Annotated in this window: 11 protein-coding genes; 8 read left to right on the forward strand and 3 right to left on the reverse strand. The window is 61.0% G+C overall.

Annotated features, from left to right (window positions below; all coding sequences use genetic code 11):
• The first annotated feature begins 17 nt into the window (after positions 1 to 17).
• Complete coding sequence (locus D8U82_RS25830) at positions 18 to 635, forward strand: DNA-3-methyladenine glycosylase (RefSeq protein WP_130903234.1); 618 nt, start codon at positions 18 to 20, stop codon at positions 633 to 635.
• Between the two features lie 44 nt (positions 636 to 679).
• On the opposite strand, the gene D8U82_RS25835 is transcribed toward D8U82_RS25830, so the two are convergent.
• A complete protein-coding gene (locus D8U82_RS25835) occupies positions 680 to 1,615 on the reverse strand; it encodes a LysR family transcriptional regulator (protein ID WP_122880109.1) in 936 nt (311 codons plus the stop codon).
• Positions 1,616 to 1,910: 295 nt separating this feature from the next.
• Here D8U82_RS25835 and D8U82_RS25840 point away from each other — a divergent pair, with 295 nt between their 5' ends.
• From D8U82_RS25840 to D8U82_RS25850, 3 genes are read left to right on the forward strand one after another with little or no spacing between them, the layout of a single operon-like run.
• Positions 1,911 to 2,609, forward strand: a complete 699-nt coding sequence (locus D8U82_RS25840; protein WP_016774135.1) for a CoA transferase subunit A — start codon at positions 1,911 to 1,913, stop codon at positions 2,607 to 2,609.
• Between the two features lie 24 nt (positions 2,610 to 2,633).
• Entirely contained in the window at positions 2,634 to 3,299 is a 666-nt protein-coding gene (locus tag D8U82_RS25845; protein ID WP_016774134.1) for a CoA transferase subunit B, read from the forward strand.
• An 11-nt stretch (positions 3,300 to 3,310) separates the two neighbouring features.
• The gene (locus tag D8U82_RS25850) at positions 3,311 to 4,492 is read left to right on the forward strand and encodes an acetyl-CoA C-acetyltransferase (protein WP_130903235.1); all 1,182 of its coding nucleotides are present in this window, start codon (positions 3,311 to 3,313) and stop codon (positions 4,490 to 4,492) included.
• 219 nt (positions 4,493 to 4,711) lie between these two features.
• Here D8U82_RS25850 and cobF read toward each other — a convergent pair whose 3' ends face one another.
• Positions 4,712 to 5,467 carry a precorrin-6A synthase (deacetylating) gene (cobF, locus tag D8U82_RS25855; protein ID WP_125926017.1) on the reverse strand — a complete coding sequence of 252 codons (756 nt, stop codon included), beginning with the start codon at positions 5,465 to 5,467 and terminating at the stop codon, positions 4,712 to 4,714.
• On the reverse strand, positions 5,467 to 5,877 hold the full coding sequence (locus D8U82_RS25860) for a histidine phosphatase family protein (protein ID WP_306663001.1): 411 nt from the start codon (positions 5,875 to 5,877) through the stop codon (positions 5,467 to 5,469). The genes cobF and D8U82_RS25860 overlap by 1 nt, the downstream gene beginning before the upstream one ends.
• Positions 5,878 to 6,354: 477 nt before the next feature.
• Here D8U82_RS25860 and D8U82_RS25865 point away from each other — a divergent pair, with 477 nt between their 5' ends.
• From D8U82_RS25865 to D8U82_RS25880, 4 genes are read left to right on the forward strand one after another with little or no spacing between them, the layout of a single operon-like run.
• Positions 6,355 to 7,209, forward strand: coding sequence for a MurR/RpiR family transcriptional regulator (locus D8U82_RS25865; protein WP_130903236.1), 855 nt, complete (start codon positions 6,355 to 6,357; stop codon positions 7,207 to 7,209).
• A 2-nt stretch (positions 7,210 to 7,211) separates the two neighbouring features.
• Positions 7,212 to 7,856 carry an isochorismatase family cysteine hydrolase gene (locus tag D8U82_RS25870; protein ID WP_130903237.1) on the forward strand — a complete coding sequence of 215 codons (645 nt, stop codon included), beginning with the start codon at positions 7,212 to 7,214 and terminating at the stop codon, positions 7,854 to 7,856.
• Complete coding sequence (locus D8U82_RS25875) at positions 7,853 to 9,184, forward strand: glutamine synthetase (RefSeq protein ID WP_130903238.1); 1,332 nt, start codon at positions 7,853 to 7,855, stop codon at positions 9,182 to 9,184. The genes D8U82_RS25870 and D8U82_RS25875 overlap by 4 nt, the downstream gene beginning before the upstream one ends.
• On the forward strand, positions 9,168 to 9,920 hold the full coding sequence (locus D8U82_RS25880; RefSeq protein WP_130903239.1) for an N-formylglutamate amidohydrolase: 753 nt from the start codon (positions 9,168 to 9,170) through the stop codon (positions 9,918 to 9,920). Before D8U82_RS25875 ends, D8U82_RS25880 begins: the two co-directional genes overlap by 17 nt.
• Positions 9,921 to 9,999 lie beyond the last annotated feature (79 nt).

Below are 9,999 nucleotides of genomic sequence, written 5' to 3' on the forward strand. Positions count from 1 at the left end.
GTCCGAATCACCGCAACATGGCTGACATGTATGAGATGGCCAGCGCTTTTCTGGCCGCGATAGACACTGACTGGCAGCGCCATGTCAGCGCCGTCGGCCCGTGCCTGCATCAACCACATCCAGCGCGCGATCCCTATGAATCGCTGGTCCGGGCGATTGCCTATCAGCAACTGCACGCCAAGGCCGGCGATGCGATCCTTGGGCGTTTGATGGGGTTGTTCCCCGGCCAGTCGTTTCCGCGTCCGCAGCAGATTCTGGCTACCGAGGTCGAGCGACTGCGTGCTTGTGGCTTTTCAGCGGGCAAGATCGCGACGATTCAAGGGATTGCCCAGGCGACGCTGGACGGCGTGGTGCCCGATTACCCGACTTCACGGGCGATGGACGATGAAACCCTGATCGAACGCCTGACCAGTTTGCGCGGTGTCGGCCGCTGGACCGTGGAGATGCTGTTGATCTACAGCCTCGAACGCATGGACATCCTGCCGGCGGATGATTTTGGCGTGCGTGAGGGATATCGGCGCTTGAAGGGACTGGAGGTGCAGCCGACGCGCAAACAGATGATCGAGATTGGCCAGGCGTGGAAGCCTTATCGGACGGTTGCAGCCTGGTATCTGTGGCGCGTGGCCAAGGCTTAGACCGCGTTATCGTTCTTCGCGAGCAGGCTCGCTCCCACACTGAATCAGCGTTCGGCGCTCTGTTTCCGCGTTCCTGGGGTGAGGGGGAAATCGAACTGGCGCTGCAAATCTTCAGCCTTGAGAATCTCGAACAACGCCTGCGCCGCCGCAGACAGTTCATTGCCCGGCTCGGTCAACAGACCAATCGCCCGCTCCACAGAATCATTCAAGGTCAGGCAATGCGCACCCAGCTCGCGCATCTGCCCCGCGCACAATGCCGGCACCGCGCTGACCCCAAGCCCGCTGGCAACCATTCGGCCAACCGTCGCCAATTGATGACTTTCGAACTCCACCGGCAACTTCATTCCGCGCGCCTGCAAATGCTCTTCGAGCATGACCCGCACGGTCGATGGCCGCTGCAGGGTGATGAACGGTTGCTCCAGCAAAGTCTGCCAATCGATGTCGGCGCGACCGGCCAGCGCTGAATCGGCCGGCACAACGGCGACAAAGCGATCGACATACAGCGGCGTGAATGTCATCGACGTGCTCTGCATCGGCGCGAACGCCACACCGAGTTCGACCTGACGATCGCGGACCATTTCCAGCACTTGCTCGTTGATCACGTCGTTGACCGTGACGTTGACGTTCGGATAACGCGCGCGGAAGCTCTTGAGAATCGGCGGCAGCAGATTGCCGGCAAATGACGGCATCGCCGCCAGGGTCACGCGTCCGCGCTGGAGGCTGAAACGCTGGCGCATCTCGTCTTCGGCGTTGTCCCAATCGGCGATCAAGCGGCGCGCCAGCGGCAGCAGGGACTCGCCTTCCGGGGTCAGCGCGACATTACGCGTGTTGCGGCTGAACAAGCGCCCTCCCAGCCCCTCTTCCAGGGCTTTGATGGTCAGGCTCAGCGCTGACTGCGACAGGTGCAGACGCTCGCAGGCCACGGCGAAGCTCAGGCTATGGGCCACGGCGAGAAAGGCACGGATCTGTTTGATGGTCATGTCGCTTTGCTCCAGTTGCAAGCTGCAAGCGTCAAGCTGCAAGCTGTGATGCGATGGCCCTGATCGTTCCCACGCTCCTGCGTGGGAATGCAGCCCGTGACGCTCCGCGTCACTGGACGCGGAGCGTCCCAGGAGGCATTCCCACGCGGAGCGTGGGAACGATCATCGCCGAACGCGTATTAGTGAGCTTTATCAATCAATCAACCGTAAAAATCAACTTAACAAATATATTCCGCAGAGAGACACTCCAGTCATTCGGCTAGCCAGCCGCCCGCAAATAATAAAAGAGGTGCCTATGGCAGGTTTCGACAAGCGTGTGTATTCCTACGAGGAAGCGATGGCCGGGCTGGAAGACGGCATGACCGTTATCGCCGGCGGCTTTGGTCTGTGCGGCATTCCGGAAAACCTGATCGCCGAGATCAAGCGCAAGGGCACCCGTGACCTCACCGTGGTATCCAACAACTGCGGCGTTGATGGTTTCGGCCTTGGCGTGCTGCTCACCGACCGCCAGATCAGCAAAGTCATCGCTTCCTACGTCGGCGAGAACAAGTTGTTTGAAGAGCAACTGCTCAAGGGCGAGATCGAAGTCATCCTTACCCCGCAAGGCACCCTCGCCGAAAAAATGCGCGCGGGCGGCGCCGGCATTCCGGCGTTCTTCACCGCCACTGGCGTTGGCACCCCGGTTGCTGAAGGCAAGGAAGTGCGGGAATTCAAGGGTCGCAAGTACCTGATGGAAGAATCCATCACTGGCGACTTCGCCATCGTCAAAGGCTGGAAGGCCGACCATTTCGGTAACGTCGTTTACCGTCACACCGCGCAGAATTTCAACCCGCTGGCCGCGACCGCCGGCAAGATCACCGTGGTCGAAGTCGAGGAAATCGTCGAGCCCGGCGAACTCGACCCGACGCAGATCCACACCCCGGGCATCTACGTCGATCGAGTCATTTGCGGCACGTTCGAAAAACGCATCGAACAGCGCACCATCCGCAAATAATTCAGGCCTACGGAGAACAACAACATGGCACTTACCCGCGAACAAATGGCTCAGCGCGTCGCCCGCGAAATGCAGGACGGCTACTACGTGAACCTCGGCATCGGCATTCCGACCCTGGTCGCCAACTACATCCCCGAAGGCATGGAAGTCATGCTGCAATCGGAAAACGGCCTGCTCGGCATGGGCCCGTTCCCGACCGAAGAAACCATCGATGCCGACATGATCAACGCCGGTAAACAAACGGTGACGGCGCGGATCGGCGCGTCGATCTTCAATTCCGCCGAATCCTTCGCGATGATCCGTGGCGGCCACGTCGACCTGACCGTGCTTGGCGCCTTTGAAGTGGATGTTGAAGGCAACATCGCTTCGTGGATGATCCCCGGCAAACTGGTCAAGGGCATGGGCGGCGCGATGGATCTGGTGGCCGGCGCCGACAACATCATTGTCATCATGACCCACGCCTCGAAGGACGGTGAGTCCAAGCTGCTGGCCAAATGCAGCCTGCCGCTGACCGGTGCCGGCTGCATCAAGCGCGTGCTGACCGACCTCGCCTATCTGGAAATTGAAAATGGCGCTTTTGTCCTCAAGGAACGCGCACCTGGCGTCAGCGTCGAGGAAATCGTCGCCAAAACCGCTGGTAAACTGATCGTCCCGGATCATGTACCGGAAATGCAGTTCGCTGCCCAGTGAGGAATTCGCACATGCAAGACGTCGTCATTGTTGCCGCCACGCGTACCGCGATCGGCAGTTTTCAGGGCTCCCTGGCCAATGTATCCGCTGTAGACCTGGGCGCGGCGGTGATCCGCCAGTTGCTCGAGCAGACCGGCCTCGACGGTGCGCAGGTCGATGAAGTGATCATGGGCCAGGTGCTCACCGCTGGCGCCGGGCAGAACCCGGCACGTCAGGCCGCAACCAAGGCGGGGCTGCCCCATGCCGTACCGGCCATGACCCTGAACAAGGTTTGCGGTTCGGGCCTCAAGGCTCTGCACCTGGGCGCGCAAGCGATCCGTTGCGGCGACGCCGAGGTGATCATCGCCGGCGGTCAGGAAAACATGAGCCTGTCCAACTACATCATGCCGGGTGCGCGCACCGGTCTGCGCATGGGCCACGCGCAAATCGTCGACACCATGATCAGCGATGGCCTGTGGGATGCGTTCAACGATTACCACATGGGCATCACTGCCGAGAATCTGGTCGACAAGTACCAGATCAGCCGCGAACAGCAGGACGCCTTTGCTGCCGCGTCTCAGCAGAAAGCCGCCGCCGCGATCGAGGCCGGGCGCTTCGTTGATGAAATCACGCCGATCCTGATCCCGCAGCGCAAAGGCGATCCGGTGGCGTTCAAGGTCGACGAGCAGCCACGCGGCGATACCAGCGCAGAATCTCTGGCGAAACTGCGTCCGGCGTTCAAAAAGGACGGCAGCGTCACCGCTGGCAACGCCTCGTCGCTGAACGACGGTGCCGCTGCTGTGATTCTGATGAGTGCCGAGAAAGCCATATCGCTGGGCCTGCCGGTTCTGGCGAAAATTGCTGCGTATGCCAACGCTGGCGTCGACCCGGCGATCATGGGCATCGGCCCGGTATCGGCGACCCGCCGCTGCCTGGACAAGGCCGGCTGGAACATCGACCAGCTCGACCTGATTGAAGCCAACGAAGCGTTCGCTGCGCAATCGCTGGCCGTGGCCAAGGACCTGCAATGGGATCTGGACAAGGTCAACGTCAACGGCGGCGCCATTGCCCTCGGCCACCCGATCGGCGCATCAGGTTGCCGCGTGCTGGTGACATTGCTGCACGAAATGCTCAAGCGCGATGCGAAAAAAGGTCTGGCGACCTTGTGCATCGGCGGCGGTCAGGGCGTGGCATTGGCGCTGGAACGCGCCTGATACGGAGTTCAAGGTTGACGGCGGATCCACGACATCCGCTGTTGGCTGGCAACAAAAAACCCGGTGCGATTTGCGTTGCACCGGGTTTCTTTTTGCCTGTCTACGATCGGTGGTGAATGTTCTGGCCCCTTCGCGAGCAGGCTCGCTCCCACAGGGAAATGCATTCCAGAATGTGGGAGCGAGCCTGCTCGCGAAAGCGCTTGTTCAGGCGACAACCACTCAAGGCTTGCGCAACAGATAGGTATCCATAATCCACCCATGCTCCGCCCGCGCCGCTTTGCGCACCCGTTCGATCTCATCGGCGACATCCGCCAGCCGACCGCTGAGCAGAATCTCGTCCGGCGTGCCCAGGTAAGCGCCCCAGAAAATCTCGGTCTGCCGATCCGCCACCCGCTGGTAGGAATCCTCGGCATCAAGCATCACCACCAGACTGTCCGCTTCACCCACCTGCCCCGCCGCCAATCGCCGGCCTGTGGTGATTTCTACTGAGCGACCAATCGTGTTCAAAGGTATTTTGTGCTGCGCAGCCAGGGCCTGAACGCTGGTGATCCCCGGTATCACTTCGTATTCAAACTGACAGCGGCCTGATGCCTGAAGCGCCTGAAGAATCCGCAATGTGCTGTCGTATAACGCCGGATCGCCCCAGATCAGAAACCCGCCGCACTGGCCGTCGGACAATTCTTCATTGATCAGCTGTTCGAAGGTCTGCTGCTTGGCGCGATTCAGTGCATCGACGCTGGCCGTGTAGTCGACATCGCCGCGCTCGCGCTGCGGGCTGCTGGCTTCGACAAAGCGATAAGCGTGGTCGGTGATGTAGCGCTCGCAGATCTCTCGGCGCAGGTCGATCAGCGTCTGCTTGCTCTGGCCTTTATCCAGCAGAAAGAACACATCGACCCGATTCAGCGCTTTCACCGCCTGCATGGTGATGTAGTCCGGATTGCCGGCGCCAATGCCGATGACCAGCAGCTGTTTCATCAGAATTCCTCGTCAAGGGCCATGCCCGGCAAGCGTAGTCGCCAGATGCCATTGAAGCGCAAGTCGATCATCCCCAGAGGCTCGATGTCGATTGCATTGAACGCCGCGCCTTGCAGCACCTGCATCAGCGCCGCGCGCATGACGAACGGATGGGTGACCGCCGCTATATGCCCTGGGGTTTCGGCGATGGTGTCCAGCCACATTGAGACCCGCTGCGTCAGTTGCCTGACTGATTCGCCGCCATGGGGCGCCGCTTCAGGATCGGCCAGCCAGGCTTGCAAAGCCTGGTTTTCGTTGGCTTGCAGATCCTTGATCGACTGGCCGTGCCAGCGTCCCCAATCGCAATCGCGCAGGGCTTGATCAATCTGCGCATCGACGCCAAACCATGCCGCCGTTTGCTGAGTTCTCAACTCCGGGGCACACACCAGCCGCCGTGTTACCGCCAATCGCGCCCTGAACGCGTCGGACGGAACAGCCAGATTTTCAACAGGCTCGTCCGTAGGAAAACGCGCTAGTTTCTGTGCGACGGTTCGCGCATGGCAAATCAGTGTCAAACGGCTACTTGGCACAAGCAGGTTCTCGGTCGAAAGATAAAACAAACAATGGCACATGGCCGATATGCGTCGCATTGTGCCGCAAAACCTCGGCGTTCAGGGTTGTCACCGGCCCGTCGCTGAGTTTGGGATAGGCAATGTCTGACACAACAATCGGCAAAGGACTACAACAGTGCGCTACTTCGACGTAGCCCTTATTACACGGGCACCTTGCACAGTTTTGGTGCTCGAAAAACCTGTACAAAAATTAGCTAGACATGTAACACCCATTACATAAATACTCGTTTAACGGATTGTGAAACGAATTCGACACCCCATCCAGCAGGAGCCCGGATGCCCCCTCTCAGAGACCTGATCACCGATCCCGGCCTGGAACTGACGCCATCGGAGCGCAAAGTCGTTCGCGCCCTGCTCGATCAGTATCCACGCAACGGTCTCGGGCCTATGGCGCGACTGGCCGAACATGCCGGCGTCAGCGATCCGACCATCGTGCGTCTGGTGAAAAAGCTCGGTTTCGGCGGTTATGCCGAATTCCAGGAAGCCCTGCTCAGCGACATGGACCATCGCCTGCGTTCACCGCGCACGCTGTTGCAGCCGCGCTCGCAGCAGAACAAGGACGATGCCTGGGCGCATTACCTGGCGGACAGCCAGCGCTTGCTGATCGACACTCAAGCCCTGACCCAGCCTGAAGATGTGCGCATCCTCGTGGAATGGCTGCTCGACAGCCGCCATCAGGTCTACTGTTTCGGTGGCCGCTTCAGCATTCTGCTCGCCAACTACCTGCTCAACCACCTGCGTCTGCTGCGTCCCGGCTGCTTCGCCCTGGAAGACAACGCCCTGCTGCCCGACCGCTTATACGATCTGCAACGTCAGGACGTGGTGCTGGTGTTCGACTACCGGCGCTACCAGACCCAAGCTTTGCGCGTTGCGCAGGCGGCGAAGAACAACAACGCGCGAGTGGTGTTGTTCACCGATGTCTACGCCTCGCCGCTGCGCGAATTGGCCGACCTGATCATCAGCGCGCCGGTGGAATCGGCGTCGCCGTTCGACACCATGGTGCCGGCGCTGGCGCAGGTCGAGGCGTTGATTGCCTGCCTGACCTTGCGCGTGCCGGACCCGGCCGATCGCCTGGAAGGCATCGATGCCCTGCGCAACGACTTTGCGACTCACCTGCTGGAGGACAAATAAGGATGTTCAGCCTTCCCCACCGCTCGCCTCGGGACCTGCCGTTTGCGACCAACCACACCGCTTTGTTGCTGGTGGACATGCAGCGCGCCTGGCTCGAACCGCAATTCGACCCACACCTGAGCGAGCCGGATGCCGAGTATTTTCTCCAGCGCACGCGCAGCCAGGTGGTGCCCAACCAACAGCGTCTGCTGGGCGCCTTTCGTCAGGCGCAGCAGAACGTGCTGCACACGATTATCGAAAGCCTGACCGCCGACGGTCGCGACCGCTCGCTGGATCACAAACTGTCTGACATGCACTTGCCCAAGGGCAGCGTGCAGGCTCAGGTCATCGCTGAGCTGACCCCGACCGAAAACGAAATCGTGCTGCCGAAGACATCCTCCGGGGTGTTCAATTCAACCAACATCGATTACGTGCTGCGCAATCTGCAAACCCGGCATCTGATCATCGCCGGCATCGTTACCGACCAGTGCGTCGACATGGCCGTGCGCGATGCCGCCGATCGTGGCTATCTGGTCACGCTGGTGGAGGATGCCTGCGCCACTTACACAGCTGAACGCCATCACGCCTGCCTCAACGCGATCAAGGGTTACTGCTGGATCACCGACACCGAAACCGTGCTCGGCCGTTTGCAGGAGATGCAGCCATGAGCCCGCGCCTGACGCCTTTACCGATGACCACGCTGGTGACAACCGACCTGATCGGCATTACCCGTGGCCGCTCGTTTCCCAGCGATGAGCTGGAGCATTACCAGGCAGCGGGTTGCGGCTGGGTCCCGGCCAACAGTGCGTTGACGCCGCAAGACATCATCGCTTCGAGCAATCCGTGGGGCGCGTATGGCGACCTGCGGCTGATTCCCGATCTGAGCAGCCGCGTCACTGTCGGCAGCGGTCCGGATGCCAATGCGCCGGTGCTGGATTTCATTCACGCCGACATTCGTGAGACCGACGGCCAGGCATGGGGCGCCTGCCCGCGCACATTGCTGCGCGATGAAATCGAGCGCTATCACGATGAGTTGGGGTTGCAAGTCAACGCCGCCTTCGAACATGAATTCAACCTGCACGCAGGTATTGCCGAACACGCGGCGTTCTCTCTCGAAGCGCAGCGTCAGGGCGCCGAATTCGGCGGCTGGCTGCTCAGCGCCCTGCGCGCCGGCGGCGTCGAGCCGGAAATGTTTCTGCCGGAATACGGCAAGCACCAATACGAAATCACCTGTCGACCGACTCTTGGCGTAGCCGCAGCGGATCGCGCAATCAACGTGCGCGAAATCACCCGGGAAATCGCCCGGCAAATGGGCCTGGATCTGAGTTTTGCGCCGAAGACTGCCGCCGAGGCGGTGTGCAACGGTGTCCATCTGCACCTCAGCCTGCTCGATCTGGCCGGCCAGCCGATGCTCTACGACGCTGGCACCAGCAACGGCCTGTCGAGCATCGGTCAGCACTGGGCTGCCGGAGTCCTGCATTTTCTACCGGCGCTGTGCGCATTCACCGCGCCGACGCCGCTGTCCTACCAGCGTTTGCAGCCGCACCACTGGAGCGCGTCGTACGCCTGCTTGGGGCAGCAGAACCGTGAAGCGGCGCTGCGCATCTGCCCGACTGTGACCTTGGGCGGCAAGTCCGCCGCGCAGCAGTTCAACCTGGAATTCCGCGCCATGGACGCTACCGCCTCGCCGCATCTGGCCATGGCTGCGCTGCTAATTGCCGGGCGGCTGGGCATCGAACAGCGTCTGGCGCTGAACGCGGTTACCGATGAAATTCCCGATTCACTCAACGATGAGCAACGCAAGGCCCGGGGCATCGTCGCCCTGCCCGCCTCGCTGGCCCAGGCGCTGGATTGCCTGCGTGACAGTGCAGCCTTCAACGAATGGCTGCCCAAGCCGTTGCTCGACACTTATTACGCCCTGAAAACCGAGGAACTGGCGCTGACGGAACAGCTCTCGCCCGCTGACCTGTGTGAGCACTATGCACGCCTGTACTGAATCCGCCGAGCTTGGGTTGTACACCCGCCCGGTCTACAACCTGAGCCGCGAGGACTCGACGAACCCGTTGATCCTCGTGTGCGAACACGCCAGTCGCTACATCCCCGACGCCCTGAACAATCTGGGCCTGGACGCGGCAGCCGCACGCGAACATATCGCCTGGGACATCGGCGCGCTGCAACTGGCCGAACAGTTGTCGGAACAACTCGGCGCTACGTTGCTCAGCGCCAATTACTCACGGCTGCTGATCGACCTCAACCGCCCGCGCCATGCGCCGGACAGCATCCCGCTGCAGAGCGAGATCTACCCGATACCCGGCAATCGCGAGCTGGATGAGGCGACCCGCGAGTACCGGCGCCAGACGTTGTTTAAACCGTTTCACACGCGCTTGCAGATGTTGATCGACGAGCGCATTGCCAAAGGTCTGCCGGTGCGGGTGGTCGGTGTTCACAGTTTCACCCCGGTGTATTACGGCCAGCCGCGACCACTGGAAGTCGGCGTGTTGTTCGGCCAGGCCCAGGACTATGCTCAGCGCCTGCTCGACGGGCTGCAAGCGCACCCGCTGAAAGTCGCGGGCAACCAGCCGTACAAAATTGACCCGCTGGGCGATATGACCGTGCCCGTGCACGGTGATGCCAGGGGCCTTGAGGCGGTGCTGATCGAGGTGCGCAATGATCTGCTGCGCAGTTCCGAAGCGGTTTCGCGCTGGGCAGGTTACCTCGCACCTTTGCTGTAAATGACGGACCGATAAAACATAAACCGACCGATGGCTGACAAGGAGTTGCGCTTCATGGAAATTGAAGAATTCGGCTACA

It is taken from the genome of Pseudomonas sp. Sample_23 (assembly GCF_004307595.1).
In the GTDB taxonomy this organism is placed as follows: Bacteria; Pseudomonadota; Gammaproteobacteria; order Pseudomonadales; family Pseudomonadaceae; genus Aquipseudomonas; species Aquipseudomonas atacamensis.

Coding starts and splice junctions, on each gene's coding strand:
- D8U82_RS25830 (WP_130903234.1), top strand. CDS start 18: ATGGCTGACATGTATGAGATGGCCAGCGCTTTTCTGGCCGCGATAGAC.
- D8U82_RS25835 (WP_122880109.1), bottom strand. CDS start 1,615: ATGACCATCAAACAGATCCGTGCCTTTCTCGCCGTGGCCCATAGCCTG.
- D8U82_RS25840 (WP_016774135.1), top strand. CDS start 1,911: ATGGCAGGTTTCGACAAGCGTGTGTATTCCTACGAGGAAGCGATGGCC.
- D8U82_RS25845 (WP_016774134.1), top strand. CDS start 2,634: ATGGCACTTACCCGCGAACAAATGGCTCAGCGCGTCGCCCGCGAAATG.
- D8U82_RS25850 (WP_130903235.1), top strand. CDS start 3,311: ATGCAAGACGTCGTCATTGTTGCCGCCACGCGTACCGCGATCGGCAGT.
- cobF (WP_125926017.1), bottom strand. CDS start 5,467: ATGAAACAGCTGCTGGTCATCGGCATTGGCGCCGGCAATCCGGACTAC.
- D8U82_RS25865 (WP_130903236.1), top strand. CDS start 6,355: ATGCCCCCTCTCAGAGACCTGATCACCGATCCCGGCCTGGAACTGACG.
- D8U82_RS25870 (WP_130903237.1), top strand. CDS start 7,212: ATGTTCAGCCTTCCCCACCGCTCGCCTCGGGACCTGCCGTTTGCGACC.
- D8U82_RS25875 (WP_130903238.1), top strand. CDS start 7,853: ATGAGCCCGCGCCTGACGCCTTTACCGATGACCACGCTGGTGACAACC.
- D8U82_RS25880 (WP_130903239.1), top strand. CDS start 9,168: ATGCACGCCTGTACTGAATCCGCCGAGCTTGGGTTGTACACCCGCCCG.